General features: G+C 68.0%; 20 protein-coding genes. 8 read left to right on the plus strand and 12 right to left on the minus strand.

Annotated features, from left to right (window positions below):
• Positions 1–25: 25 nt before the first annotated feature.
• Both ABNX08_RS02780 and ABNX08_RS02785 read right to left on the minus strand, forming a co-directional pair.
• Complete coding sequence (locus tag ABNX08_RS02780; protein WP_349605560.1) at positions 26–1,165, minus strand: helix-turn-helix transcriptional regulator; 1,140 nt, start codon at positions 1,163–1,165, stop codon at positions 26–28.
• A gap of 126 nt (positions 1,166–1,291) precedes the next feature.
• Positions 1,292–2,410 (minus strand): helix-turn-helix transcriptional regulator, encoded by a 1,119-nt coding sequence (locus ABNX08_RS02785; RefSeq protein WP_349605561.1) that lies wholly within the window; start codon positions 2,408–2,410, stop codon positions 1,292–1,294.
• 368 nt (positions 2,411–2,778) lie between these two features.
• Here ABNX08_RS02785 and ABNX08_RS02790 point away from each other — a divergent pair, with 368 nt between their 5' ends.
• From ABNX08_RS02790 to ABNX08_RS02820, 7 genes are all read left to right on the plus strand, one after another.
• Positions 2,779–3,975: a phosphoglycerate kinase gene (locus ABNX08_RS02790; RefSeq protein WP_349605562.1), complete on the plus strand. Its 1,197-nt coding sequence runs from the start codon at positions 2,779–2,781 to the stop codon at positions 3,973–3,975.
• A 77-nt stretch (positions 3,976–4,052) separates the two neighbouring features.
• Positions 4,053–5,489, plus strand: a complete 1,437-nt coding sequence (gene pyk, locus ABNX08_RS02795) for a pyruvate kinase (RefSeq protein ID WP_022533650.1) — start codon at positions 4,053–4,055, stop codon at positions 5,487–5,489.
• Between the two features lie 141 nt (positions 5,490–5,630).
• Positions 5,631–6,695, plus strand: coding sequence for a class II fructose-bisphosphate aldolase (gene fba, locus ABNX08_RS02800; RefSeq protein ID WP_022533651.1), 1,065 nt, complete (start codon positions 5,631–5,633; stop codon positions 6,693–6,695).
• A 103-nt stretch (positions 6,696–6,798) separates the two neighbouring features.
• Positions 6,799–7,707: a phosphoribosylaminoimidazolesuccinocarboxamide synthase gene (locus tag ABNX08_RS02805; RefSeq protein WP_349605563.1), complete on the plus strand. Its 909-nt coding sequence runs from the start codon at positions 6,799–6,801 to the stop codon at positions 7,705–7,707.
• Between the two features lie 54 nt (positions 7,708–7,761).
• On the plus strand, positions 7,762–8,259 hold the full coding sequence (gene purE, locus ABNX08_RS02810; RefSeq protein WP_022533653.1) for a 5-(carboxyamino)imidazole ribonucleotide mutase: 498 nt from the start codon (positions 7,762–7,764) through the stop codon (positions 8,257–8,259).
• A gap of 41 nt (positions 8,260–8,300) precedes the next feature.
• Positions 8,301–9,545 carry a 5-(carboxyamino)imidazole ribonucleotide synthase gene (locus ABNX08_RS02815; protein ID WP_349605565.1) on the plus strand — a complete coding sequence of 415 codons (1,245 nt, stop codon included), beginning with the start codon at positions 8,301–8,303 and terminating at the stop codon, positions 9,543–9,545.
• A 21-nt stretch (positions 9,546–9,566) separates the two neighbouring features.
• A complete protein-coding gene (locus ABNX08_RS02820) occupies positions 9,567–10,556 on the plus strand; it encodes an L-threonylcarbamoyladenylate synthase (protein ID WP_349605567.1) in 990 nt (329 codons plus the stop codon).
• A gap of 91 nt (positions 10,557–10,647) precedes the next feature.
• On the opposite strand, the gene ABNX08_RS02825 is transcribed toward ABNX08_RS02820, so the two are convergent.
• The 7 genes from ABNX08_RS02825 to ABNX08_RS02855 all read right to left on the minus strand — a co-directional run bounded on the left by ABNX08_RS02825 (position 10,648) and on the right by ABNX08_RS02855 (position 17,399).
• Positions 10,648–10,974: an AzlD domain-containing protein gene (locus ABNX08_RS02825; protein WP_022533656.1), complete on the minus strand. Its 327-nt coding sequence runs from the start codon at positions 10,972–10,974 to the stop codon at positions 10,648–10,650.
• Positions 10,971–11,795 carry an AzlC family ABC transporter permease gene (locus ABNX08_RS02830; RefSeq protein ID WP_349605569.1) on the minus strand — a complete coding sequence of 275 codons (825 nt, stop codon included), beginning with the start codon at positions 11,793–11,795 and terminating at the stop codon, positions 10,971–10,973. The genes ABNX08_RS02825 and ABNX08_RS02830 overlap by 4 nt, the downstream gene beginning before the upstream one ends.
• Before the next feature lie 189 nt (positions 11,796–11,984).
• Entirely contained in the window at positions 11,985–13,601 is a 1,617-nt protein-coding gene (dacB, locus tag ABNX08_RS02835) for a D-alanyl-D-alanine carboxypeptidase/D-alanyl-D-alanine-endopeptidase (RefSeq protein ID WP_022533658.1), read from the minus strand.
• Positions 13,602–13,654: 53 nt separating this feature from the next.
• Entirely contained in the window at positions 13,655–14,239 is a 585-nt protein-coding gene (locus tag ABNX08_RS02840) for a MarR family winged helix-turn-helix transcriptional regulator (protein ID WP_349605570.1), read from the minus strand.
• Positions 14,236–15,387, minus strand: coding sequence for an ABC transporter substrate-binding protein (locus tag ABNX08_RS02845; RefSeq protein ID WP_349605571.1), 1,152 nt, complete (start codon positions 15,385–15,387; stop codon positions 14,236–14,238). The genes ABNX08_RS02840 and ABNX08_RS02845 overlap by 4 nt, the downstream gene beginning before the upstream one ends.
• A gap of 133 nt (positions 15,388–15,520) precedes the next feature.
• Positions 15,521–16,786, minus strand: a complete 1,266-nt coding sequence (locus ABNX08_RS02850; RefSeq protein ID WP_022533661.1) for a flavin-dependent oxidoreductase — start codon at positions 16,784–16,786, stop codon at positions 15,521–15,523.
• Positions 16,787–16,943: 157 nt separating this feature from the next.
• The gene (locus ABNX08_RS02855) at positions 16,944–17,399 is read right to left on the minus strand and encodes a PACE efflux transporter (RefSeq protein WP_022533662.1); all 456 of its coding nucleotides are present in this window, start codon (positions 17,397–17,399) and stop codon (positions 16,944–16,946) included.
• Positions 17,400–17,513: 114 nt separating this feature from the next.
• Between ABNX08_RS02855 and ABNX08_RS02860 the strand changes: the two genes are divergently transcribed.
• Complete coding sequence (locus tag ABNX08_RS02860; protein ID WP_349605572.1) at positions 17,514–18,440, plus strand: LysR family transcriptional regulator; 927 nt, start codon at positions 17,514–17,516, stop codon at positions 18,438–18,440.
• On the opposite strand, the gene ABNX08_RS02865 is transcribed toward ABNX08_RS02860, so the two are convergent.
• From ABNX08_RS02865 to ABNX08_RS02875, 3 genes are read right to left on the minus strand one after another with little or no spacing between them, the layout of a single operon-like run.
• A complete protein-coding gene (locus ABNX08_RS02865) occupies positions 18,437–19,936 on the minus strand; it encodes an efflux transporter outer membrane subunit (protein ID WP_349605574.1) in 1,500 nt (499 codons plus the stop codon). The genes ABNX08_RS02860 and ABNX08_RS02865 overlap by 4 nt on opposite strands.
• A 19-nt stretch (positions 19,937–19,955) precedes the next feature.
• Entirely contained in the window at positions 19,956–23,255 is a 3,300-nt protein-coding gene (locus ABNX08_RS02870) for an efflux RND transporter permease subunit (protein WP_349605576.1), read from the minus strand.
• Positions 23,252–26,398 (minus strand): MdtB/MuxB family multidrug efflux RND transporter permease subunit, encoded by a 3,147-nt coding sequence (locus ABNX08_RS02875; RefSeq protein ID WP_349605577.1) that lies wholly within the window; start codon positions 26,396–26,398, stop codon positions 23,252–23,254. Before ABNX08_RS02875 ends, ABNX08_RS02870 begins: the two co-directional genes overlap by 4 nt.
• Between the last annotated feature and the right edge of the window lie 6 nt (positions 26,399–26,404).

Below are 26,404 nucleotides of genomic sequence, written 5' to 3' on the forward strand. Positions count from 1 at the left end.
GAAGACACCCCAACCCAATCCCCCCTTACCCCCTAACCCCCAACCGCGTCAACAAATGCGCCAACTGCGCCTGCGTCCCCGTCGCAGTCTTGGTAAAAATCGCCTTCAACTGCGTGCGCCCAGTCTCCCGCCGGATGCCGATCAACTCACACGCCTCGGGCAGCCCGATGCCCGATGACAACTGCATCGCCAGCCGCGTTTCCGCCGGCGTCAGCCCGTAGAGATCGCGCAGCACGGCCGGCAGCGTCACCGGCGCGATGCCGGGTTCGTGGATCGCCACCAGCACGGTCGGGCGCTGCCAGTCGATGGCCAGGTGATGGGCCGGCGGCAGTGGCAGCAGGATGATCTGCGCCTGGCGGCCGGCGCCGTCGACCGCGCGCAGCGCCTGCGCCGGCTGCGGGTTGGCCGGGTCGGACACGGCGCGCAGCGCCTCGGCGAACGGGCGCGACAGGCGCCATTCTTCCTGGCGCAGGCCCGTGGCAGACATCGCCGCGGCGCTGGTTTCGATCGACACCGCGGGCAGCAGCCGCCGCACCCAGGCTTCGCCGATGCTGTTGGTCAGCAAGGCCTTGCCGTCGTCCTGGAACACGATCACGCCAAAGGGCAACCGCTCCATCAGCTGGGACGAGGCATGCGCCAGCGCCGACACCTGGTGGGTGCGGTCGCGCAGCGCGATGGCGTGGCGCACGTGCGGGATCACCCAGTCGAGCGCGCGCGCATCCTCGGGCGAATAGTGGTCGCGGCCCTGCGGGCGCTGCAGCGACAGGAACACCTCGTAGTGCGGCTTGCGCTCAACCAGGCAGGCCATCAGCGATGACAGCCCGAACTGGCGGAAGAACTCGCCATAGAAGGGCGAATGCCGCATCGCATACGCGCCCAGCTCGCGCGAATCGATATACCAGGTGCCCACCGACATGCGCGGCGCGAACGGCAGCGCCGGGTCGATGGCTTCGTAGTACTCGTGATAGGCGGCCACTTCTTCCGGCACCTGGTTGATTACCTGGTTGACCAGCACGCGCTCGTGGACGGTGTCCAGCACCACCAGCGCGGCATGCACGCTGTCGCTGGCCTGGCACAGTGCGCCGAGGCTGCGCTGCCAGGCCTCGGCATCAAAGATTCCCTCGTACAGCGCGCGAATGGTCTCGTGCATCTGTGTGTCGCTCATGGGTTCCCTTCTTCTTTTTTGTATTTTTGGTACTTTTCGAGCCTGGTAACGTGCCGGGGGCCGGCCGCCGGATCGGCGCCGGCTGGCACGCCTGGCGTGCTCCAGACGGTGAGCTGGGGACGCCCGTCAGGCAGGCGGCGCGCCCCCCTCCAGCGCCGCACCCAGGCGCGCCAGCAGGTGGGTCAGCTGGGCCTGGCTGTTGGTGCCGGTCTTGTGGAACACGGCCTTGAGCTGCGTGCGCGCCGTTTCATGGCGGATGTTCAGCTGCTGGCTCGCTTCGGGCAGGCCCTGGCCGGTGGCCAGTTGCGTGGCCAGCCGGGTTTCCGCCCGCGTCAGGCCGTAGAGGTCGCGCAGCACGGGCGCCAGCAACAGCGGCGCGCTGTCCGCCTCATGCACCACCACCAGCGCCGCTGGCTCCTGCCACTGCTCGGCAAAGGCATGCGAGGGTGGCAGCGGCAGCACGATCACCTGCGCGGTGGTGCCGTTGCCGTCGCTGGCGCGCGCGGCCTGCGCGGCTACCGGGTGCTGCGGATCACAGGCGGCCTGCAGCATCTCGGCGAAGGGGCGCGACAGGGTCCATTCGGAGACCTTGCCGGCCGGGTCCAGCCGCCGCACCCAGCGCTCGCCGGCGCGGTTGCTCAGCAGCACCTGGCGCTGTGGCGAGAACACCAGCAGCGCAAAATTCAGGCGCTCCACCAGCTGCGTCGACAGGCGCGCCAGCACCGTCAGCCCCAGCGTGCGGTCGCGCATCGCCATGGCGCTGCGCATATGCGGGATGATCCAGTCCAGGCCGCCGGTATCGCCAGCAGAGAACAGCGGCTGCGTGCGCGCGCGCTGCATCGAGAAATAGACCTCATAGTGCGGCTGGCGCGCGACCAGGCAGGCCACGTAGGAGTGCAGGTCGAAGCGATGGAAGAAATCGCGGTAGAACGGGTGGCGCGCCATTGCGCCCTCGCCCAGTTCGCGCGCGTCGATATACCAGTCGCCCGGCCGCATGCGCGGTGCGAAATGCTTGGCCGGATCGATGGCCTGGTAGTCCGACTGGTATTCCGTAAACAGCTCCACCACCGGATTGACGATTTCGTTGACCGTGACCTGGTCGCGCACGGTGTCCCAGACCATCATCGAGGCGTGGGCCGTGCCGGCCAGTTCCGTCAGGGTGCGCAGGCTCTGCTGCCAGGCACCGGGATCGAGAATGCCCTCGTACAAGCCACGGATCGCTCCGTGCATGTCGGCTTCTTTCATCTGACTACCCCCTGCATTCGCGACAAAAATGCGCGGTCCCGGCGGTGCGCCCCCGCGCACGCCCGGATGATTATTGTTATTTCCGCTTTCTTTGTTCTTATGGCCGCTATCGGGGCGGCTCTGCATTGGCTACGTGTCTGATCTAGCAGACGTTGCATACATTACCGCACTCGGGGGAACACGGGGGTATCCCCAGGACCCTTCTTCGGTGGGGGTGGGATGCCCCGCGGTGCGGAAGGTCGTTACGGTTGTGCCGGTAGCGGCACACGGGAAGGCGATTCAGCCCGGAATCGGCAAAGCGTTGACCGCGATCAGGTAAAATGCCCGTTTCCCCGATTTTTCAGCGAAATCTCGCGCCAACCACCGCCATGACCTCTGTCCTGCGTCTTTCCGATCTGATTTCCCAAGGCAAAATCTCCGGCAAGCGGGTGTTTATCCGCGCCGACCTGAACGTGCCACAGGACGACGCCGGCAATATCACCGAGGACACCCGCATCCGCGCCTCGGTGCCCGCCATCCAGGCGTGCCTGGACGCCGGCGCGGCGGTGATGGTCACGTCCCACCTGGGCCGCCCGACCGAAGGCGAGCTCAAGCCCGAGGATTCGCTGGCACCGATCGCCACGCGCCTGTCCGAGCTGCTGGGCAAGCCGGTCAAGCTGGTGCAGGACTGGGTCGACGGCGTCGAAGTGGCGCCGGGCCAGGTGGTGCTACTGGAGAACTGCCGCGTGAACAAGGGCGAGAAGAAGAACAGCGACGAGCTGGCGCAGAAGATGGCCAAGCTGTGCGACGTCTACGTCAACGACGCTTTCGGCACCGCCCACCGCGCTGAAGCCACCACCCACGGCATCGCCAAATACGCCCCGAGCGCCTGCGCCGGCCCGCTGCTGGCCGCCGAGATCGACGCGCTGGGCAAGGCCCTGGGCCAGCCGGCGCGTCCGCTGGTGGCGATCGTGGCCGGTTCCAAGGTCTCGACCAAGCTGACCATCCTGAAGTCGCTGGCCGACAAGGTCGACAACCTGATCGTCGGCGGCGGCATCGCCAATACCTTCATGCTGGCTGCCGGCCTGAAGATCGGCAAGTCACTGGCCGAAGCCGACCTGATCGGCGACGCCAAGGCCATCATCGACATCATGGCCAGGCGCGGCGCCTCGGTGCCGATCCCGGTCGACGTGGTGTGCGCCAAGGAATTCAGCGCCACCGCCGCGGCCACCGTCAAGGACGTCAAGGACGTGGCCGACGACGACATGATCCTCGACATCGGCCCCAAGACCGCCGTGCAACTGGCCGAGCAGCTCAAGGCCGCCGGCACCATCGTCTGGAACGGCCCGGTAGGCGTGTTCGAGTTTGACCAGTTCGGCAACGGCACCAAGGTGCTGGCCGAGGCCATCGCCGATTCCAAGGCGTTCTCAATCGCCGGCGGCGGCGACACGCTGGCCGCCGTCGCCAAGTACGGCATTGCCGACCGCGTGGGCTATATCTCGACCGGCGGCGGTGCGTTCCTGGAATTCCTGGAAGGCAAGAAGCTGCCCGCGTTCGAAGTGCTGGAACAGCGCGCTGCAGGCTGACGCATCCGCCGGCCCCGGCGGCATGCCACATCCCCGCGCCTCCCGGGACATCGAGCTCTGAACAAGGAATTCCGCGCATGACTCGTTCTACCAAGATCGTTGCCACCATCGGCCCCGCCTCCAGCTCGCTGGAGGTGCTCACGCGCATGATCGCGGCGGGGGTCGACGTGGTGCGGCTGAATTTCTCGCACGGCACCGCCCAGGACCATATCGACCGGGCCAGCATGGTGCGCGAGGCCGCGCAGGCGTGCGGGCGCGAAGTCGCCATCATGGCCGACCTGCAAGGCCCCAAGATCCGCGTCGGCAAGTTCGAGCACGGCAAGATCACGCTGAAGCCGGGCGATCCCTTCATCCTCGATTCCAACTGCCAGCTCGGCAACGAGGAGCGCGCCGGTCTGGACTACCAGGACCTGCCGCGCGACGTCGGCCCGGGTGACCTGCTACTGCTCAATGACGGCCTGATCGTGCTGGTGGTGGACCGCGTGTTCGGCACCGAGATCTTCACCACCGTGCGCGTGGGCGGCGAGCTGTCCAACAACAAGGGCATCAACCGCCAGGGCGGCGGGCTGTCGGCGCCGGCGCTGACAGCCAAGGACATGGACGACATCAAGACCGCCATGGCCCTGGGCGCGGACTACGTTGCCGTCAGCTTCCCCAAGAACGCCACCGACATGGAAATGGCGCGCCAGCTCGTCGCCGTGGCCGGCCAGCCGCACGGCCACAAGGCCCGCATGATCGCCAAGATCGAGCGCGCCGAGGCCATCCATCCGGGCGTGCTGGAAGAGATCCTGCAGGCCTCCGACGGCATCATGGTGGCGCGCGGCGACCTGGCCGTGGAAGTGGGCAATGCCGCCGTGCCGGCGCTGCAGAAGCGCATGATCAAGCTGGCGCGCGAGGCCAACAAGCTGACCATCACCGCCACGCAGATGATGGAAAGCATGATCGTCAACCCGGTGCCGACGCGTGCTGAGGTCTCGGACGTGGCCAACGCCGTGCTGGACGGCACCGACGCCGTGATGCTGTCGGCCGAGACCGCCGCCGGGCGCTACCCGGTGGAGACCGTCGAAGCCATGGCCGCGGTCTGCGTCGAAGCCGAGAAGTCCGAGGTGGTGCAGCTCGACACCGATTTCCTGAACCAGACCTTTTCGCGCATCGACCAGTCGGTGGCGATGGGTGCGCTGTTCACGGCCTATCATTTGCAGGTGAAGGCGATTGCCGCGCTGACCGATTCCGGCGCCACCGCATTGTGGATGAGCCGGCACCGCATCCATGTGCCGATCTATGCGATGACGCCCAACCTGGCCTCGCAGCGCAAGATGCAGCTGTACCGCAACGTGGTGCCGCTGCCGTTGCAGTCCAGCGCCGACCGCGACACCGCGCTGGAGCAGGCGGAAGAACTGCTGCTGGCGCAGGGCGTGGTGCAGCGCGGCGATTTCATCGTGCTGACCATCGGCGAGCCGATGGGCCAGCCGGGCGGTACCAATACCCTGAAGATCGTCAGGGTAGGTAGCTGATGGTGATGGTGAAGCCGTGTGTGCCATGCCCGACTGAATGCCCGCGCGAGATGCGCGAACATGGCGCCGCCGGCAGGCTTGGGCAATAAGCGCCGACAGAAGAATACGCAGAGACACCCCATTTTTATTTAGGAGTTAGACATGCCACTCGTATCGATGCGCCAGCTGCTGGACCACGCTGCCGAGAACAGCTACGGCCTGCCGGCCTTCAACGTCAACAACCTCGAGCAAGTGCAGGCCATCATGCAGGCCGCCGACGAGGTCAACGCTCCGGTGATCATGCAAGCCTCGGCCGGCGCGCGCAAATACGCCGGCGAGCACTTCCTGCGCCACCTGATCGAGGCCGCGGTCGAGGCTTATCCTCATATCCCGGTGGTGATGCACCAGGACCACGGCCAGTCGCCGGCGATCTGCCAGGGCGCGATCGACCTGGGCTTCTCGTCGGTGATGATGGACGGTTCGCTGCGTGAAGACGGCAAGACCCCGGCCGAGTACGAGTACAACATCGACGTGACCCGCAAGGTGGTGCAACTGGCCCACGCCGTCGGCGTGACCGTCGAAGGCGAACTGGGCTGCCTGGGCTCGCTCGAAACCGGCGAAGCCGGCGAAGAAGACGGCATCGGCGCCGTAGGCGTGCTGGACCACTCCATGCTGCTGACCGATCCCGAGCAGGCCGCCGACTTCGTCAAGGCCACCCAGCTCGACGCCCTGGCGATCGCCATCGGCACCTCGCACGGCGCCTACAAGTTCACCCGCAAGCCGACCGGCGACATCCTGGCGATCAGCCGCATCAAGGAAATCCACGCCCGCATCCCCAACACCCACCTGGTGATGCACGGCTCGTCGTCCGTTCCGCAAGAGCTGCTGGAAGAGATCCGCAAGTTCGGCGGCGACATGAAGGAAACCTACGGCGTGCCGGTCGAGGAAATCCAGGAAGCGATCAAGTACGGCGTGCGCAAGATCAACATCGACACCGACATCCGCCTGGCCATGACCGGCGCGATCCGCCGCTTCTTCGCCGAGAACCCGAGCAAGTTCGACCCGCGCGAATACCTGAAGCCGGCCCGCGAGGCCGCCAAGCAGGTGTGCAAGGCCCGCTACATCGCCTTCGGCTGCGAAGGCCAGGCCAGCAAGATCAAGCCGATCGGCCTGACCGACGTCGCACAGCAGTACAAGTCGGGCAAGCTGGCGCAGGTCGTGCAGTAATGTCCCTTGTCCGCCTTCCACGCAAGCGGAAGGCGGATTGCAGTTCCGGCCGCCGCGGCACGCTTCCAGCGCCCGGCGGCTTCGCCGTTTTATCGGAACCATCATGTCCAACGCTCTCTACCAGTCCTCCATCAATTCGCTGCCGCTGCTGGGCCACGGCAAGGTGCGCGACAACTACGCCGTCGGCGACGGCAAGCTGCTGATCGTCACTACCGACCGGCTGTCGGCCTTCGACGTCATCTTGGGCGAACCGATTCCGGCCAAGGGCCGCGTGCTGAACCAGATGGCGAACTTCTGGTTCAAGAAGCTGGCGCACATCGTGCCGAACCACGAGACCGGCATCGCCCCGGAAACCGTGGTCGCGCCCGAGGAAGTGGAGCAGGTCAAGGGCCGCGCCGTGGTGGTCAAGCGCCTGAAGCCGATCCTGGTGGAAGCGGTGGTGCGCGGCTACCTCGCCGGCAGCGGCTGGAAGGACTACCAGGCCACCGGCAAGGTGTGCGGCATCCAGCTGCCGCCGGGCCTGCAGAACGCGCAGAAGCTGCCCGAGCCGATCTTCACCCCGGCCGCCAAGGCCGAGATGGGCGAGCACGACGAGAACATCTCGTTCGCCGAGGTCGAGGCCCGCATCGGCATCGCGCTGGCGCGCAAGATGCGCGAGATCTCGATCCGCCTGTACAAGGAAGCGGCCGAGTTCGCCGCCACGCGTGGCATCATCATCGCCGACACCAAGTTCGAGTTCGGCCTGGACGACAATGGCGTGCTGACGCTGATGGACGAGGTCCTGACCGCCGATTCGTCGCGCTTCTGGCCGGCCGATTCGTACCAGGTCGGCACCAACCCGCCGTCGTTCGACAAGCAGTTCGTGCGCGACTGGCTTGAGGCCGTGCGCATCGACGGCAAGCCGTGGCCGAAGACCGCGCCGGCGCCGAAGCTGCCGGACGACGTGGTCGAGAAGACCGCGGCCAAGTACCGTGAGGCGCTGACGCGGCTGACGGGCGAAGAACTGCAGTAAGCCATGGCCGTCGTTCCCGCGCGTGCGGGAGCGACCATCGAAGGAACAGATAAAGTGAGCAAGCAAGACAAGCCGCTGGTCGGCGTGGTGATGGGCAGCAGTTCCGACTGGGACGTGATGCAGCACGCGGTGGCCATGCTGAAGGATTTCGGCGTGCCGTTCGAGGCCCAGGTGGTGTCCGCGCACCGCATGGCCGACGACATGTTCCGCTATGCCGAGAGCGCGCGCAGCCGCGGCATCCGCGCCATCATCGCCGGTGCCGGCGGTGCCGCGCACCTGCCGGGCATGATCGCCGCCAAGACCATCGTGCCGGTGTTCGGCGTGCCGGTACCGTCCAAGTACCTGCGCGGCGAGGATTCGCTGCTGTCGATCGTGCAGATGCCCAAGGGCGTGCCGGTCGCCACCTTCGCCATTGGCGAGGCCGGTGCCGCAAACGCCGCGCTGCACGCGATCGCCACGCTGGCCACCACCGATGAAGCGCTGGCCGCCGCGCTGGAAGCCTTCCGCGCGAAGCAGACCGAAGCCGCGCGCGCGATGACGCTGCCGCTGTAATTCTTCGCGCAGTCCTTCTCCGCCCCATACGGAACCGAGCAATGCCCACCGATATCCATCCCTACCTCTCCGAAGCCCACACGCCGGAATCGCGCGCCGAGTTCGGCGTCGACCGTCCCGACGCGCCCATCCTGCCCGGCGCGTGGCTGGGCATGCTGGGCGGCGGCCAGCTTGGCCGCATGTTCACGCATGCGGCGCAGGCCATGGGCTATCGCGTGTGCGTGCTCGATCCGGACCAGGATAGCCCGGCGGGCGTGGTGGCGGACAAGCATATCTGCGCCCAGTACACCGACGAGGCCGCGCTGGCCGAGATGGGCAAGCTGTGCGAGGCGGTGAGCACCGAGTTCGAGAACGTGCCGTCGCTGTCGCTGGACCGCCTCGAGCAGCTCGGCGCCTTCGTCGCGCCGCGCGGCTATTGCGTGTCGATCGCGCAGAACCGCATCGGCGAGAAGAAGTTCTTCGCCGCCTGCGCCGAACGCACCGGCGTGCCCACGGCCCCGCACTGGGTGATCCAGCACGACGCCGACGTCGACCAGCTGCCCGACCACGTGCTGCCCGGCATCCTCAAGACCGCGCGCATGGGCTATGACGGCAAGGGCCAGGCGCGCGTGAAGACGCGCGACGACGTGCGCGCCGCCTGGAAGGCGATGCAGCACGTGCCATGCGTGCTGGAGCAGATGCTGCCGCTGGCCTATGAAGTGTCGGTGCTGGCCGCGCGTGCCGCGGACGGTTCCACCGCCACCTGGCCGCTCGCCGAGAATGTGCACCGCGACGGCATCCTGTTCTCGACGGAAATGCCGTCGACCAGCGTTTCGCCGGAAATCGCGGACCGCGCGCGCGCCGCCGCCGCGGCCATCGCCACCGAGATGGGCTACGTGGGCGTGCTGTGCATCGAGTTCTTCGTGCTGACCGACGGCTCGCTGGTCGCCAACGAGATGGCGCCGCGCCCGCACAACTCCGGCCACATCACCATGGACGCGTGCGAGACCAGCCAGTTCGAGCAGCAGGTGCGCGCGATGGCGCGTCTGCCGCTGGGCAACACGCGCCAGCACTCGGCCGGCAAGATGCTGAACCTGCTGGGCGATGTGTGGTTCGAGTTCGGCCTGGAACGCACCCCCGCCTGGGACGAGGTGGTGGCACAGCCCGGCGCCAAGCTGCACCTGTACGGCAAGAGCGACGCACGCCCGTCGCGCAAGATGGGCCATATCAACTGCGTGGGCGAGCATGCCGAAGCGGCCGACGCTGCCTTTGCCGCTGCGGCGCAGGCGCTGCATATCCCCCTCTGAAGCCAGACTCCAAGGAACACGATGTCGCCGCGCATACCCACGGCCGCTGAACTGGACGAAGCCGTCCGCCTGCTTGAGGCCGGGGAACTGGTCGCCTTTCCCACCGAAACCGTCTACGGCCTCGGCGCCGACGCGGAGAACCCCGAGGCGGTCGCCCGCATCTTCGCGCTCAAGGGCCGGCCCTCGAACCACCCGATGATCGTGCACGTGGTCGACGGCGCCGACATCGGCTACTGGACCGACGAGGTCCCCGAGGCCGCGCAGAAGCTGATCGACGCCTTCTGGCCCGGTCCGCTGACGCTGATCCTCAAGCGTGCCGCCCATATCCACGCGGCGGTGGCAGGGGGCCAGGACAGCATCGGCCTGCGCTGCCCGTCTCACCCGGTGGCGCAGACCCTGCTGTCGCGCTTCAAGCGCGGCCGTGGCGGCATCGCGGCGCCGTCGGCGAACAAGTTCGGGCAGGTCAGCCCGACTACGGCGCAGCATGTGCGCGACGAGTTTGGCGATGCGGTGTATGTGCTGGAAGGCGACGGCGTCGAAGTCGGGATCGAATCGACCATCGTCGACCTGTCGCGGCTGGACCAGGGGATTGGGCCGGTATTGCTGCGCCCTGGTGCGATTACTGCCGCGATGATGGCGGAGGTGTTGGGGGAGGCGCCGTTGCCGCCCGACGCCGCGGCGCCGCGTGCCTCCGGCACGCTCAAGGCCCACTACGCTCCGCATACGCCGTTGTTGCTGGCCGATGCGCAGTCCGCTTCCGCGCATCTCGCAGCGCTGCCGGAGGACGCCCGTGTGGCGTGGGTCGGGCGCGCGCCCTTGGCGGACCAGCGCTGTACCTGGGTGCAGGCGCCTGCGGATGCTGCGGCCTTTGCGCGGGAGTTGTATCGGCTGCTGCGCAAGCTGGATAAGCAGGGCTACACGCAGCTGATGTTCGAGCCGCTGCCGGAAGGGCCGGACTGGGCCGGCGTGCGCGACCGGCTGGAGCGGGCAGCTGCGGCGTTCGCAGGGTAGGGCCCCGGCACAGGCGTCACGCAAGCGAAAACGGCTTCGCGCTCCATCGGAGGCGAAGCCGTTCTATTTTTTCCCCGCAGGCTCGGCGGTATCAGCCGCCAAACAGCCGCAACCCCGTATAAACCGCCATCCCCACCGCAATCATCCCCACCATCTTCCTGGTCAGCAGGTAGAACAGCGTAGCCGCAACCCCCGCCATCAGCTTGTCGTTCGACAACGCCACCGTGAAGTGCCCTTGCCACGTCATCAGGTCCGGCAGGATGATCGCCGCCAGCGCCGCCGCCGGCGCATAACGCAACGCGCGCTGGAGCCGGTCCGGCACGGTGACATGCTCGCCGGCCATCAGGAACAGCGCCCGCGTCACCACGGTCACGACGCCCATGCCAACGATGGCAATCCAGATCTCGCCATGGCTCATGCGCGGTCTCCCGGTGTTGTCTGCGTCGAGGCTGCCCGCGCGATTGCCCTGGTCTTGCGCCGGCGGCGGATCCCCCGCAATGCCGCGCGCGCTGCAAGGTCATCACTGGCCATGCCGGCAGCAATCGCCCCCACCACCGCCACCACCAGCCCGAGCCGGTATGGCAAGTCGAAGCACAGCAGCGCCAGCACCGCCGAAATCACCACCGCCATCAGCGTCGAGCGCGAACTGATGGTGGCGATCATCACCGGGATCAGCGCCAGCGTGCCCGCCACGCCCAGCCCCCAGCTGTCGGGGAAGAGACTGGCCAGCACGATGCCGATGACCGACGACACCTGCCACATCGCGAAGTTGGTCAGCGCCATGCCCCAGAAGTAGCCTTCCTTGCCGGGCTCATAGCCCGGCGTGCTGTACTTCTGCATGAAGTAGACGAAATGCAGGTCGCCGTTGAAGAAGCCCAGCACCGTGCGCCGCGGCAGCGTCAGGTAGCTGAAGTGGGGCTGCATCGCCGCGCTGAAGATCACGAAGCGCAGGTTGACCATGGTCGCGGTCAGAAAGACCGTCCACAGCGGCAGCCCGGCCGCGAACAGCGGCAGCACCGCCAGCTGCGCCGAGCCGGCGTAGACCAGCAGCGACATGCCGATGGCTTCGGGCACGGTCATCACGGATTTGCTCATCGCCACGCCGGTGACCAGGCCCCAGGAAAACACCGCGGGCAGGGACGGGGCAAAGTAGTGTGCGCCGGCGATAAAGCCGGCGCGTTCGGCGGGTGCGAAGCGATGCCAGAGGCGCAACCACACCGAGGGTTGTCGGGAAGTCATGTCTGAGGAAGAGGGGGCAATGCGGGCCCGGGGCCGAGGGCCCGCCCGGAAGGCTGCCGCCGCAGGACGCGGTAGGCACCTTGCCATTATAGGGGGGGATCGCAGCGTGGTAAGTGGCCGCTTAACAAAATGCCGCCCGGCGTTGGCGGCAGGCCACGGCCATCCCCCGCGGCCTGTCATCGCGCGGCGTCAGGGTGCGCCGCGGTACACCCACTGCATCAGCGCGTCGTGCGCCTCCTGCGCCTGCGACGCGTTGGGGTGGTTGATCATGCTCACCACCACATAGCGGCCGCCCTCGGCCGAATCGACATAGCCGGCCAGGGCGCGCACGTCGGCCAGCGTGCCGGTCTTCAGGTAGCCGCTGCCGGCCGCGTCGGCGCGCGTCAGCCGGTTGCGCAGCGTGCCGTCGACGCCCAGGACCGGCAGCGAATCGATCAGCACCGGGCCCACGTTGCTGGCCGCGGCCTGCTGCAGCAGGCGCGCCATGTCATAGGCGCTGATGCGTTCCTCGCGCGACAGGCCCGAGCCGTTGTCTAGCACCAGGCCGGGCATTTCGAGGCCCTGGCGCGCCAGCCAGCGCCGCACCACGCGTACGGAGCGCTCGGTACTGGCCGGCCCGCCGCGGTCGATCTCGGCGCCGATGGTCAGGAACAGCTGGCGCGCCATCACGTTGTTCGAGAACTTGTTGATGTCGCGCACGATGTCGGCCAGCGGCAGCCCGTAGTGGCGCGCCAGCAGCGCCGCGCCGCGCGGCACCTGGCCGCTGCGCAGCGCGGGCACGTGGGTAAAGCGCCCGCCGGCGCGCTGCCATTCGGCGACGAAGCCGCCCCAGGTAAATTCCGCATGGGAGAGCGTGGCGATATTCAGCACCTGCTCGCCGCAGCCGCTGGAATAATCGCCGGCAAAGGACGCCAGCACGGTGCCGTCCGGCTGCGCCGCCACGGTCGGGCCGGCGCTCGATTGCCAGTCGCCGCAGCGGCCGTTGGTCAGCGTCAGCCGGTTGTCGAGCTTCAGTTGCGCCAGCGCGGGCGTGACGTTGACCGCCACGGTCTGGGTGGCCGGGTCCGGCGTCAGCGTGAACGACAGCGTCTTGAAGGCATAGAGCAGCGCATCCGGGCCGACGTTGTAGGCGCGCTGCACCTCGCCGTCGATGGTGCCGTTGCCGTCCAGGCCATCGGCAAAGTAGCTGCGGTCCAGCACCAGGTCGCCGTTGATGGTGGTGGCGCCGCCGGCGCGCGCGCTGGCCACCAGCTTGGCCATTTCCTCCGGCACCAGCTTGGGATCGCCGCGCCCGCGCAGGTAGACGTTGCCGTTGACGGTGCCGTCGCCGGTGGGCTGGGTGTCGGCGTAGAGCGAGGTCTGCCAGCGGTAATCCGGGCCTAGCAGCTGCAACCCGGCGAAGGTGGTGACCAGTTTCATGGTCGAGGCCGGGTTCATCGGCTGCTGGGCATTCCAGCTGGCGCGCGCGGCGGGCGCGCCCATCCGGATCACGTAGAAGCTGGCGGCCGAGGCCGGCACACCGGCGCGACGCAGCGCGGCGGCCACCTGCGCCGGCACGCCGGCTTGCACCAGCGCCGGGTCGGCGGCGCGGGCGGCTTTTCCTGTCTTGGTCGCCCGCTCTGCCTTGGCGGCTTTGGCGGCCTTGGTGGCACTAAGCGCCTTGGCCGGCGGCTTGGCCAGCGCCGGCGAGAGGGCGGGGCCCGCCGCCAGCAGCAGGGCAGCAGCAAGGAGGGGCGACAGGCGGCGCAGCAGCGCGCCAGGTCGCAATGCGGTTGGCGTGGCGGTTGTTCTTGGCATGGCGGCCATGTTAACGCATGCAAACCGCCAGCCGGATGACAGCAGGCTTGCCCGCTACGCCGTCAGCCGGCACGCGGCGGTGCCAGCCGTGCCAGCAGCGACTTCAGCGTAGCCTGTTCCGCCTCGGTCAGCGCCGAGCCGACATGCGCATCGTGCTCGACCACCGCCTGCGTGGCGGCTTCCAGCGTGCGGCGCCCGGCCGGGGTCAGCACCAGGCTGTAGGCGCGGCGGTCGCCCGGCGCCGGGCGGCGCGCCACCAGCTTCATCTCCTCCAGCGCATCGACCAGCAGCACCGCGCCCGAGCGCGCAATGCCGAGGATGCGAGCCAGCTCGGTCAGCTTCAGGTGCGGGTTGCGCGAGATGATCACCAGCGCCGAGAACCGCGGCGGCGTGATCTGCCACTGCCCCAGCGACACCACGAAGTCTTCGTAGATGCGGATCTGCGCGCGGCGGATGGCGTAGCCGACCAGGCTGTCGAGCACGCCATAGTCCACGTTCGGCACATGGGGATCGAAGCCGGTGTCGGCCCCCGTGCCCGCGGGATTGGGGGCGAGCGGGTCCTGCGCCTTGCGCCGCGTGCCGGCGGCGCCTGCGCCACTGTTGTTGCCTGCGGTGGCGGGTGGGTCGCCGGATGCGTCGGGATTCATTTGAGGAGCTTCCAGTTGCCGTTATCGATGGTCAGCATAACGCGGCCGCGCTGGTCAAAGCCATAGTGGTCTTGCGCGCTGAAGTTCAGCACGCCGTGCGAGACCACGATGTCCTTCTCGGTCTCCAGCGCGTGGCGCAGCGCCTGGCGGAACGCCGGCGTGCCCGGCTTGGCGTGCCTGAGCGCCACCGGCACGATCCGCTCCAGCACCAGTCCGGCATCGTAGGCGTGGGCGCCGAACTGGGTGCGGGTGTCGGCGCCGTACTGCTTCTCGTAGCGGGTGACGTAGTCCAGCCCCGGCTTGCGCACGGGGTCGCCCGCGGGCAGCTGCTCCGGCACGATCACCGGTCCGGCCGGCAGGATCGCACCGTTGACCATGCGCCCGCCGATGCGGATCAGGTCCTTGGTGGCCGCGCCGTGCGTGTGGTAGATGGTCCCGCCGTAGCCGCGCTCGCGCAGCGTGGTGTGCGGCAGCGCCGCGCCGGTGCCCGCGCCGGCGATCAGGATGGCGTCCGGCTTGACGGCGATCAGCTTGATCGCCTGCGCGGTCACGCTGGTATCGGCGCGGCCGTAGCGCTCGGTCGCGACCAGGCGGATGCCGTTGGCCGTGGCCGCGGCGGTGAAGTCCTTCAGCCAGGTCTCGCCATAGGCGTCGGCAAAGCCGATAAAGCCGATGGTCTTGACGCCGTTGTTCTTGGCGGTGGCGGCCACGGCATTGGCCATCAGCCGCACCGGCTGCGCCAGGCGGAAGGTCCAGGCGCCGCGGCCGGGCTTGAGTTCGATCGGCGAGAACGCGAGCTGCACGGTCCGGCTTTCGTCCGCGACCTCGGCGATGGCGATCGACGGTGCGACGGCCGACGAGCCGAGGATGATGTCGACCTTGTCCTCGGCGACGAAGCGGCGTGCGACCTTGGCGCCTTGCGTGGGGTCGGAGGCGTCGTCCAGCACGATGTAGCGCACCGCTTCGCCGCCGATGCGCTGGGGCAGGTAGGGCAGGGAGTTCTTTTGCGGGATGCCCAGCGATGCCGACGGGCCGGTGGTGGACAGGCTGATACCGACGGTGATGTCGGCCAGGGCGGTGCCGGTGCAAAAGGCGAGGGCGGCGGCGAGCGCCAGGCGGGTGAGCTTGGTAGGGGGCAGGGGCACCATGGTGTCTCCTCTGTCTGAATGGTCTTGTGTGTTTCTCAACCGCTTGTTTGCTCCCCTCTCCCGCTTGCGGTAGGGGCGGGGGAGAGGGAGAACACCTTGCTTAGGCTAGCTCGGGTGGCTTTGGAGCACCGGCCTATGTGTTGCCCTGCATCGACTGCCGGTCGAACCCCGCCAACTGCTTGTAGCGCAGCGAAATCGCCTCCAGCTCCGCACGCGGAATCACCTGCCCGATATCGGCAAAGCCCTGCGGCGCGCGTTCCTCGGCGAGCTGCATCACCTGCTCAGGCCCGTTCATCCGGTTGCGCAGCACGATACCCGCGGTGCGCGGCAGCCGCTCGGCCTCGTACTCGCGCAACGCGTAGCCGGTGTCGGGCGTGCCAAGCAGGCTGTCGACCAGGTAGCGCGCATCCAGGATCGCCTGCGCGCTGCCGTTCGAGCCGATCGGGTACATCGGGTGCGCGGCATCGCCCAGCAGCGTGACGCGGTCGAAGGTCCAGCGCGGCAGCGGGTCCTTGTCGACCATCGGGAATTCATAGATCGCTTCGGCGCCGTCGATCAGCGCGGGGATGTCGATCCAGTCCCATTGCCAGCCGGCGAAGGCGGCGCGGAACACGGATTTGTCGACCTGCTTGTTCCAGTCGCTGCGCGGCGGCGGGTTGGGCACACTGCCGGGCACGCTGTCGGGCACGCGCAGCTCGGCGATCCAGTTGACCAGCGAGCGGCCCTGGCGGCGCAGTGGTTCCGAGATCGGATAGGCAACGAACTTCTGGTCCTGGTGCCCGGCCATGAACATCGAGCGGCCGTCCAGGTAGGGCGGCGCCTCGGTGACCGCGCGCCACAGCATGCGGCGCGAGAAGCGGGGCGCGTCGCCGGTGGGATAGAAATGCCGACGCACCGCGGAGTGGATGCCGTCGGCGCCGACCAGCACGTCGGCGCTGGCCTCGATCTCGGCGTCGTCGTCGCGGCGGCGCAGCCCGAAGCGCACCGGCCCGCCCGCGCCGGTATCCAGCACGGTTTCGAACGCATGCCCGGTATGCACGGCGCCGTCACCGAGCCGTTCGACCACGGTGCGATGCAGCAGCATCTGGAACTCGCCGCGATGGATCGAGAACTGCGGCCAGTCGTAGCCGGCCGCGAGCCCGCGCGGCTCATGCCAGATGCGCTGGCCGAGCTTGTTGTAGTAGGACAGGGACGAGGTTTCGATGGCGAGTTCCGCCAGCGCATCGCGCAGCCCCAGCTCGGACAGGATGCGCACGGCGTGCGGCAGCAGGTTGATGCCCACGCCCAGCGGGCGCAGCGATTCGCTGGCTTCCCACACTTCGGCCTCGATGCCGTGGCGATGGCACAGCAGCGCCAGCGTCAGTCCGCCGATGCCGCCTCCGGCGATTGCGATCTTCATGGTGTCTCCTCGCTTGCAGGCGATGCCGGTGCGCGAGCGCAACGGCATCGAGTCCGGTCGAATCGAATTTTGTTATGGAGTATAACAATTCGACCGCGCGCAGCAAGGTGGGGAAAGCCCCGGAAGTGACCTGTCCGGGGTCAGGAAAAACCCGCGCTCAGCTCAGCGCCGCGCCGTCGGGCTTGGCCGTCGCGCGCTTCAGCGACGGCACCGGGAAGACGATGTCGTAGACCCAGTTGTACACCAGCGCATAGACCATATAGAAGCCGGCCACGGCGATATCCATGATCAGCGCGTCGAGCAGGCTGATATCGAGGTACCACGCCAACGACGGCAGGAACACTACCAGCAGGCCCAGTTCGAACAGGATCGCGTGCAGCACGCGCACCAGCACCGACTTGCGCAGCTGGCCGGTGATGCGCAGCATCGCCTTGTCGAACAGCAGGTTGTACAGGTAGTTCCAGCCGGTGGCGATCAGCGAGGCGACCGCGCCGATCAGGCCCATCTGGTGCAGATCGTAGCCGAACGCCCAGCTCGCCAGCGGAGCGAAGAGCAGCAGGCCGATCGCCTCAAAGCCGATGGCGTGGCGGATACGGTCCCGGGTGTTGCGCATTGGGTTCCTCCTTGCGGGGCAGAAGTACAGACCGGGCCAAGTCTATCTGCTGGGCAGGGATTGCCAAGTTGGATACTATCGGCATATCCGATAGATGCCCCGATGAGGCGCCGCATGAGTCTCTCACTCGATCAACTGCAGGCCTTCGTTGCCGCCGCCGATACCGGCTCTTTTTCCGCCGCCGCGCGCCGGCTGGGCAAGGCCCAGTCGGTGGTCAGCGCGGCCGTGTCCAACCTGGAGATCGACGCCGGCAATGCGCTGTTCGACCGCACTGGCCGCTACCCGGTGCTGACGCCCGCCGGCGAGCGCCTGCTGGCCGAGGCCCGTGTGATCCTGGAGCGATGCGAACACTTCCGCGGGGTCGCCAAGAGCCTGGGCGAGGGCGTGGAGACGCGGCTGGTGCTGGCGGTCGACGAGCTCTATCCCGAAGAGACGCTGGGCATGCTGCTGGAGGAGTTTTCCAGCCGCTTCCCCGCGGTCGAGCTGGAACTGCTGTTTCCGCTGATGGAGGACGTCAGCCGCCTGGTGCTGGAGGGCGGTGCCGATCTCGGCATCATGTGGCGGCAGGAGGTGCTGCCGCCCGCGCTGGGCTTCCATGCGCTGGGCTGGGTGCCGATGCAGATCCTGTGCGCGCCCGAGCATCCGCTGGCGGGGCAGCGCGTCGACTGGGAAGAGCTCAAGCGCTATCGCCAGCTGATGGTCGCGACCCGCACCGACAGCGAAGAGAAGATGCGCCTTCGCGTCGCTGCCGACGTGTGGTGGGTGGAAAGCCAGTGGGTGATCGTGGAGCTGGTCAAGCGCGGGCTGGGCTGGGCCTTCGTACCGTGGCACGTGGTGGCCAATTCGCCGGCCGCGGCGCGGCTGGTGTCGCCGCCGCTGGCGTTCCAGCAGCAGGACTGGCCGGTGGCGATGGAGTTGGTGTGGCACAAGCAGCGGCCGCTGGGCAAGGCCGCCACCTGGCTGCGCGAACGGATCTGCCGGCAGCCGCTGCCGCGCGCGCCGGCCGACGTCCCGGGAGAGAGCCCCGGCGCTTCCGCCTAGCGCTGGCCCACCGTGGCAGTGGCCGCGTCCCTGGTGCTTCCCGTGGTGGGGTCCCCCAGCGCCTGCGGATGCCAGCCGCCGCCCAGCGCCTTGATCAGCACCACTGCCGCCGTGTACTGGCGGCCGGTGATGGACAGCGCGGTGCGTTCGGCAGTGTAGGCGCTGGTCTGCGCGGTCAGCACGTCGAGCAGGCCGGCGGTGCCGGCGCGGTAGCGGTTGTTGACCAGCACCAGCGCCTCGCGCGCCGAGCGCAGCGCGTCGTTCTGCACCACCGCTTCCTGCTCCAGCAGCCGCTGCGCGGCGAGGTTGTCCTCGACTTCCTGGAACGCCGTCAGCACGGTCTGGCGGTAGTTGGCCACGGTCTGGTCGTAGACGGCCACCGCCTGCGCCTTGGCCGCGCTGCGCAATCCGCCGTCAAACAGCGTGCCTGCCAGCCCGCCGCCGATCGACCAGATGCGGTCGGGCAGCGACATCCAGCGCGCCAGCGTGCTGGCGGTCAGCCCGCCGCTGGCCGACAGCGACAGCGTCGGATAGTAGGCCGCCTGCGCCACGCCGATCTGCGCATTGGCCGAGGCCATGCGGCGCTCGGCCGCGCCGATGTCTGGGCGGCGCTCCAGCAGTTCCGACGGCACCGCCGCGGGAACGAGCGGCGGCGCGGCACGGAAGTCGTCGGCGGCCAGCGTCAGCGCCGCGGGCGGCTTGCCGACCAGGATGGCGATGGCGTGCTCGAGCTGCGCTCGCGTGATCTGGATATCGATCTGCTGCGCCTGCGCGCTCTTGAGCTGGGTTTCGGACTGCAGCACGTCCGAGCGCTGCGCGGTGCCGGCGGCGTACTGGTTCTGCACCAGTTGCAAGGACTTCGCGTAATCCGCCACGGTGCGGTCCAGCAACGCCTTCTGCGCATCGGCCACGCGTAGCAGGAAATAGCTCTGCGCCAGCGTCGCCTGGGTCGACAGCAGCGTCGATGCCAGGTCGGCCTGGCTGGCCTGCGCGCTCGCCTCGCTGCTTTCCACCTGGCGCCGCACGCGGCCCCACACGTCGATTTCCCAGGTCGCGCCCAGCGTCGCGCTCTGGCCGTTGAGCGTATTGCCGCCGGTGCCGCGCGCGCGCGAGGCCCCCGCCTGCGCGTCGACGATCGGGAAAAAGCCGGCGCGCGCCGCCTGCAGCGCGGCCACGGCCAGGCGGTACTGCGCCTCGGCGGCCTTGATGTTCTGGTTCGAGATCTGCACCTCGGACATCAGCGCATCGAGCTGGCTGTCGCCGAACACCGTCCACCAGTCGGCGCGCGTGGTCGCGTCCTGCGGCTCGGCAGTCTTCCAGTCGCCGCGCCAGGCGGTGGCGTCGGCCGTGCTGTCCGCAGTGCCTTCCTTGAACGCCTCCGGCACCGGCGCGTCCGGGCGCTTGTAGTCAGGGCCGACGGCACAGCCGGCCAGCAGCAGCGCGCACGCCAGCGGCACCGGCAGGGCATGGGTCAGCAGACGGGTAAAAACAGTCATAGCGAGAGTCTCTGCAAATCTAGACGGCGGCCGCCTGGTCCGGCGTGCCAGTGCCACGGCGGCGCTGGCGCCAGGCCTTGACCTTCAGGCGCCAGCGGTCCAGCGTCAGGTAAACCACCGGCGTGGTGTACAGGGTCAGCAGCTGGCTCACCACCAGCCCGCCGACAATGGAGATGCCCAGCGGCGCGCGCAGCTCGGCACCGTCGCCGCGGCCGATCGCCAGCGGCACCGCGCCCAGCAGGGCGGCCATGGTGGTCATCAGGATCGGGCGGAAGCGCAGCAGGCAGGCGCGGTAGATCGCGTCGCGCGGCGACAGCCCTTCGCGCCGTTCGGCGTCGATGGCGAAGTCGATCATCATGATCGCGTTCTTTTTCACGATGCCGATCAGCAGGATCACGCCGATCAGCGCGATGATGCTGAAGTCCGTTTTCGACGCCAGCAGCGCCAGCAGCGCGCCCACGCCCGCCGAGGGCAGCGTCGACAGGATCGTCAGCGGATGCACGTAGCTTTCATACAGCACGCCCAGCACGATATAGATCGTGATCAGCGCCGCCAGGATCAGGACCGGCTGGCTCTTGAGCGAGTCCTGGAACGCCTTGGCGCCGCCCTGGAAGTTGGCGCGCAAGGTCTCCGGCACGCCGATGCGCGCCATCTCGCGCGTGACGGCATCGGTCGCCTGCGACAGCGACATGCCCTCGGCCAGGTTGAACGAGATCGTCGACGCCGCGAACTGCCCCTGGTGGTTCACGCCCAGCGGCGTGCTGGTCGGCACCACGCGCGAGAACGCCGCCAGCGGCACGCGGTTGCCGTTGCCGGTAACCACGTAGATGTCCTTGAGCGCGTTCGGGCCCTGCAGGTATTCCTGGCTCAGCTCCATTACCACGCGGTACTGGTTGAGCGGGTGATAGATGGTCGACACCAGCCGCTGGCCGAAGGCATCGTTGAGCACCGCATCGATCTGCTGCGCGGTCACGCCCAGACGCGAGGCCGCATCGCGGTCGATGATCACCGAGGTCTGCAGGCCCTTGTCGTTGGTGTCGGTATCGATGTCCTCCAGCCCCTTCAGGTTGGATAGCGCTGCCCGCACCTTGGGCTCCCACACACGCAAGACCTCCAGATCGTCGGACTGCAGCGTGAACTGGTACTGCGAGCTGCTCTGCCGCCCGCCCACGCGGATATCCTGCACCGACTGCAGGAACAGTCTCGCGCCCGGCTCCTTGGCCAGCTTGTCGCGCAGTCGCGCAATGATCGCGTCGGCGGATTCCTTGCGCTCGGACAGCGGCTTGAGCGTGACGAACATCTGCCCCGTATTGCGCTGCGAACCGCCGGTAAAGCCGGTCACGTTCTCCACCGCCGGATCCGAGCGCACGATCGTGATAAAGCTGTCGAGCTTGCCGCGCATCGCCTGGAACGAGGTGGCCTGGTCGGCGCGGATAAAGCCGATCAGCCGGCCGGTGTCCTGCTGCGGGAAGAAGCCCTTGGGCACGATCACGTACAGGTACACGTTGAGCGCGATGGTGGCGATCAGCACCAGCCACACCAGCGGGCTCAGGCGCAGCGCCGTGGACAGCGAGCGCGCATAGCCGTCGTGCAGCCACTGGAACATGCGCTCGGTGGCGCGGAAGAAGCGGCCCTGCTTCTCCGGCTCGGGCGGACGCAGCAGCCGTGCGCACATCATCGGCGTGGTGGTCAGAGACACCACCAGCGAAACCAGGATCGCCACCGACAGCGTGATCGCGAACTCCTGGAACAGCCGGCCCACGATCCCGCCCATCATCAGCAGCGGAATGAATACCGCGATCAGCGACAGGCTCATCGACAGCACCGTGAAGCCGACCTCGCGCGCACCGCGCAGCGCCGCGGCGAGCGGCTTCATGCCTTCCTCGATGTGGCGAGAGATATTCTCCAGCACCACGATGGCATCGTCGACCACGAAGCCGGTGGCAATCGTCAGCGCCATCAGCGACAGGTTGTTCAGCGAGAACCCGGCCAGGTACATCACCGAGAAGGTGCCGATCAGCGACACCGGCACCGCCACACTGGGGATAAAGGTGGCGCGCACATTGCGCAGGAACACGAGCACCACCATGATCACCAGCGCCACCGAAATCATCAGCGTGTGCTCGACCTCGCGCAGCGAGGCGCGGATGGTGGGCGTGCGGTCCATCATCACGTCCATCGAGATCGCCGCCGGGATCATCTTCTGCAGTTGCGGCAGCATCTCGTTGACGCGGTCGACGGTCTCGATGATGTTGGCGCCCGGCGAGCGGTTCAGCACCAGCAGCACCGACGGCTTGCCGTTGGCCGAGCCTGCATTGCGGATGTCCTGCACCGAGTCGACCACATTGGCCACGTCGCGCAGCCGCACCGGCACCGCGAACGAATTGGGCCCGCTGGTGGCGCTGGTGCCGCCGGTGGCGCCGCTGGTAATGGTAGTGGTGCCGCTGCTGGTGGTCAGCGTGGTCACGGTCACGCCGTTGACCACCTTGGTGCTGACGCCGCCGCTGGCGGCGGCGTTGGCGGTGCTGGCAATCAGCGCACCCGCCGACGTCGACGAGAAGGTCCCCGGCGTGGCGTAGCGGATGATCAGCGGCATGTAGTCTTCCGCCTTCATTGCCTGGTCGTTGGCGTAGACCTGCCAGTTGCTGGTGGTGTTTTCCAGCGTGCCCAGGGGCCGGTTGGCGTTGGTCGCGCTGATGGTGTTGCGCACGTCCTCCAGCGAGATGCCGTAGTTGTTCAGCGCGGTGGGATTCAGTTCCACCCGCACAGCCGGCAGCGACGCGCCGCCGATAGTGACCTGGCCCACGCCCTCCACCTGCGACAGCTTCTGCGCCAGGATGGTCGAGGCCGCGTCATAGAGCTGCCCTCGTGTCATCGTCGGCGAGGTCAGTGCGATGATCATGATCGGCGCGTCGGCCGGGTTGACCTTGCGGTAGGTCGGGTTGTTGGGCAGGCTGGTCGGCAGCGTGGCGCGCGAGGCATTGATCGCCGCCTGCACGTCGCGCGCGGCGCCGTCGATATTGCGCGACAGGTCGAACTGCAGCGTCACGCGGGTCGAGCCGAGCGAGCTGCTCGACGTGATCTCGGTCACGCCAGCGATGGTGCCGAGCGCACGCTCAAGCGGCGTGGCCACGGTGGCGGCCATCGTTTCAGGACTCGCGCCCGGCAGCGAGGCCGACACCGAGATGGTGGGGAAGTCCACCTGCGGCAGCGGCGACACCGGCAGCAGCCGCAGCGCGGCAAGCCCCGCCAGCAGGATGCCGAGCGTCAGCAGCGCGGTCGCGACCGGCCGGTGGATAAAGGCAGCGGAGAGGTTCATCGCTGCACCGGCTCCTGCGGGCCAGGCGGTTCGTCACCCGTGCCGCCTTCCTCAGGATCGCCGAAGCGCCGCTTGCGCCAGCCCTTCACGCGCGTGGCCACGCGGTCGAACGCCAGGTAGATCACCGGCGTGGTGAACAGCGTCAGCACCTGGCTGACCAGCAGGCCGCCCACCATGGTCACACCGAGCGGCCGGCGCAGCTCGCTGCCGATGCCGGAGCCCAGCATCAGCGGCAGTGCCGCCAGCAGGGCCGCCATGGTGGTCATCAGGATCGGGCGGAAACGCAGCAGGCAGGCCTGGAAGATCGCGTCGCGCGGGCGCATGCCGCCCTCGCGCTCGGCCTCGAGCGCGAAGTCGATCATCATGATCGCGTTCTTCTTGACGATACCGATCAGCAGGATGATGCCGATGATGGCAATGATGCCCAGGTCCTGCCCCGCCACCAGCAGCGCCAGCAGCGCGCCCACGCCCGCCGACGGCAGCGTCGACAGGATGGTGACGGGATGGATGGTGCTTTCATACAGCACGCCCAGCACGATATACATCGTCACCACCGCGGCCAGGATCAGCCACAGCGTGTTCGACAGCGAGGCGCGGAACGCCAGCGCGGCGCCCTGGAAGCTGGTCTGCATCGAGATCGGCAGGCCCAGCTCCTGTTCGACCTTGGTGATCTTGTCGACCGCGGCGCCCAGCGATTCGCCGTGCGCCAGGTTGAACGAGATCGTCGCCGCCGGGAACTGCCCCTGGTGGTTGATCACCAGCGGGCCGGTGCGCTCGGTGATGCGCGCGAACGCGCCCAGCGGTACCTGGCCGCCCGAGGAGGAGGGCAGGCGCAGGTCGGCCAGCGACTGCGGGCTCTTGCGGAACTCGGGCATGGTCTCCAGCACCACGCGGTACTGGCTCGACTGCGTGAAGATGGTCGACACCAGGCGCTGGCCGAAGGCACTGTACAGTGCGCTGTCGATCACCGCGGTGGTGATGCCGAAGCGCGCCGCGGCGTCGCGGTCGATATCGACATAGGCGCGCAGGCCGTTGTTCCGCTGGTCGCTGGTGACGTCGCGCAGCTCGGGTTCCTGGCGCAGGCGTTCCACCAGGTTCGGTACCCACGTGGCCAGCGTCTCGGGATCGGGATCTTCCACCGTGAACTGGTACTGCGTGCGCGACACCTTGTCTTCGATGGTCAGGTCCTGCACCGGCTGCGTGAACAGCGACACGCCGCCCAGGTCGTGCACCGCCTGCTGCAGCCGCTGCGTGACCACTTCGATGGGGTCGCGCTCGCCCTTGGGCTTGAGGTTGATCAGCATGCGCCCGGCGTTGAGCGTGGTGTTGGTGCCATCCACGCCGATAAACGACGACAGGCTTGCCACGGCCGGATCCTGCATCACCACCTTGGCCACCGCGTGCTGCTTGCGCGCCATGGCGTCGAACGAGGTGGTCTGCGCGGCCTCGGTGATGCCCTGGATCACGCCGGTGTCCTGCACCGGGAAGAAGCCCTTGGGCACCAGCAGGTACAGCAGTCCGGTCAGCACCAGCGTGGCCACGGCCACGACCAGCGTCGCCTTCTGGCGATCGAGCACCCACTCCAGCGCGCGGCCGTAGCGCTCGATCACGTTGTCGAAGAAGCGGCCGGTGGAGCGGTGGAAGCGCGACAGCTTTTCTTCCGGCACGTGGTGCAGCAGGCGCGCGCACATCATCGGCGTGAGCGTCAGCGACACCACCGCCGAGATCAGGATCGACACCGCCAGCGTGATCGCGAACTCGCGGAACAGGCGTCCGACCACGTCGCCCATGAACAGCAGCGGGATCAGCACCGCCACCAGCGAGAAGGTCAGCGAGATGATGGTGAAGCCAATTTGTTTAGAACCCTTCAGCGCCGCCTCCATCGGCGAATCGCCTTTCTCGATGTAGCGCATGATGTTCTCGATCATCACGATCGCATCGTCGACCACGAAGCCGGTGGCGATGGTCAGCGCCATCAGCGTCAGGTTGTTGATCGAGAATCCGGCCATGTACATCACGCCGAAGGTGCCGACCAGCGACAGCGGCACCGCCACGCCCGGGATGATGGTGGCGGGGATGTTGCGCAGGAACAGGAAGATCACCAGAACCACCAGCGCGATCGCCAGCAGCAGTTCGAACTGCACGTCCTCGACCGAGGCGCGGATGGTGGTGGTGCGGTCGGTCAGCAGCTGCACGTGGACCGAGGCCGGCAGCGCGTTCTGCAGCTGCGGCAGCAGCGTCTTGATGCGGTCCACCACCTCGATCACGTTGGCACCCGGCTGGCGCTGGATATTCAGCACGATCGCGGGCTTGTCGTTGGCCCATGCGGCCAGGCGGCTGTTCTCGGGGCCGTCGACGATCTCGGCCACGTCGGTGATGCGGATCGGCGCGCCGTTCTTGTAGCCCAGGATGATCTGGCGGTACTCGTCGGCCGAGCGCAGCTGGTCGTTGGCGTCGATGGTGGAGGCGCGCGCGGGCCCGTCGAAGCTGCCCTTGGCGCCGTTGACGTTGGACGACCCGATCGCGGTGCGCAGGTCGTCGATCGACATGTCCAGGGAAGCCAGTGCGGTCGGGTTGGCCTGGATGCGCACCGCGGGGCGCTGGCCGCCGCTGATGGTGACCAGCCCCACGCCCTGGATCTGCGAGATCTTCTGCGCCACGCGCGTGTCGACCATGTCCTGCAGCTTGGGCAGCGGCATGGTGTCGGAGGTCATGGCGATGGTCATGATCGGCGCGTCGGCCGGGTTGACCTTGCTGTAGACCGGCGGCATCGGCAGGTCGGACGGCAGCAGGTTGCTGCCGGCATTGATCGCGGCCTGGACCTCCTGCTCGGCCACGTCCAGCGGCAGCGTCAGCTCGAACTGCAGCGTGATCACCGAGGCGCCGCCCGACGAGGACGACGACATCTGCTTCAGGCCCGGCATCTGGCCGAACTGGCGCTCCAGTGGCGCGGTCACCGACGAGGTCATCACGTCCGGGCTGGCGCCGGGGTAGAGCGTGGTGACCTGGATGGTCGGGTAGTCCACTTCGGGCAGCGCCGACAGCGGCAGCAGCCGGTAGGCCACCAGCCCGGACAGCAGGATGGCCAGCATCAGCAGCGCCGTGGCGACCGGGCGCTCGATGAAGAGGCGTGAGGGGTTCATGCGGCG

The sequence above is a fragment of the Cupriavidus sp. DF5525 genome, assembly GCF_040149425.2.
Classification (GTDB): Bacteria; Pseudomonadota; Gammaproteobacteria; order Burkholderiales; family Burkholderiaceae; genus Cupriavidus; species Cupriavidus pickettii_A.

Excerpts from the sequence above, each read along its gene's own strand:
- ABNX08_RS02805 (WP_349605563.1), top strand. The coding sequence starts at position 6,799 with ATGTCCAACGCTCTCTACCAGTCCTCCATCAATTCGCTGCCGCTGCTG.
- ABNX08_RS02780 (WP_349605560.1), bottom strand. The coding sequence starts at position 1,165 with ATGAGCGACACACAGATGCACGAGACCATTCGCGCGCTGTACGAGGGA.
- ABNX08_RS02815 (WP_349605565.1), top strand. The coding sequence starts at position 8,301 with ATGCCCACCGATATCCATCCCTACCTCTCCGAAGCCCACACGCCGGAA.
- ABNX08_RS02825 (WP_022533656.1), bottom strand. The coding sequence starts at position 10,974 with ATGAGCCATGGCGAGATCTGGATTGCCATCGTTGGCATGGGCGTCGTG.
- dacB (WP_022533658.1), bottom strand. The coding sequence starts at position 13,601 with ATGGCCGCCATGCCAAGAACAACCGCCACGCCAACCGCATTGCGACCT.
- ABNX08_RS02840 (WP_349605570.1), bottom strand. The coding sequence starts at position 14,239 with ATGAATCCCGACGCATCCGGCGACCCACCCGCCACCGCAGGCAACAAC.
- ABNX08_RS02830 (WP_349605569.1), bottom strand. The coding sequence starts at position 11,795 with ATGACTTCCCGACAACCCTCGGTGTGGTTGCGCCTCTGGCATCGCTTC.
- ABNX08_RS02845 (WP_349605571.1), bottom strand. The coding sequence starts at position 15,387 with ATGGTGCCCCTGCCCCCTACCAAGCTCACCCGCCTGGCGCTCGCCGCC.
- ABNX08_RS02850 (WP_022533661.1), bottom strand. The coding sequence starts at position 16,786 with ATGAAGATCGCAATCGCCGGAGGCGGCATCGGCGGACTGACGCTGGCG.
- ABNX08_RS02790 (WP_349605562.1), top strand. The coding sequence starts at position 2,779 with ATGACCTCTGTCCTGCGTCTTTCCGATCTGATTTCCCAAGGCAAAATC.
- ABNX08_RS02855 (WP_022533662.1), bottom strand. The coding sequence starts at position 17,399 with ATGCGCAACACCCGGGACCGTATCCGCCACGCCATCGGCTTTGAGGCG.
- ABNX08_RS02785 (WP_349605561.1), bottom strand. The coding sequence starts at position 2,410 with ATGAAAGAAGCCGACATGCACGGAGCGATCCGTGGCTTGTACGAGGGC.
- ABNX08_RS02820 (WP_349605567.1), top strand. The coding sequence starts at position 9,567 with ATGTCGCCGCGCATACCCACGGCCGCTGAACTGGACGAAGCCGTCCGC.
- fba (WP_022533651.1), top strand. The coding sequence starts at position 5,631 with ATGCCACTCGTATCGATGCGCCAGCTGCTGGACCACGCTGCCGAGAAC.
- ABNX08_RS02870 (WP_349605576.1), bottom strand. The coding sequence starts at position 23,255 with ATGAACCTCTCCGCTGCCTTTATCCACCGGCCGGTCGCGACCGCGCTG.
- ABNX08_RS02865 (WP_349605574.1), bottom strand. The coding sequence starts at position 19,936 with ATGACTGTTTTTACCCGTCTGCTGACCCATGCCCTGCCGGTGCCGCTG.
- pyk (WP_022533650.1), top strand. The coding sequence starts at position 4,053 with ATGACTCGTTCTACCAAGATCGTTGCCACCATCGGCCCCGCCTCCAGC.
- ABNX08_RS02860 (WP_349605572.1), top strand. The coding sequence starts at position 17,514 with ATGAGTCTCTCACTCGATCAACTGCAGGCCTTCGTTGCCGCCGCCGAT.
- ABNX08_RS02875 (WP_349605577.1), bottom strand. The coding sequence starts at position 26,398 with ATGAACCCCTCACGCCTCTTCATCGAGCGCCCGGTCGCCACGGCGCTG.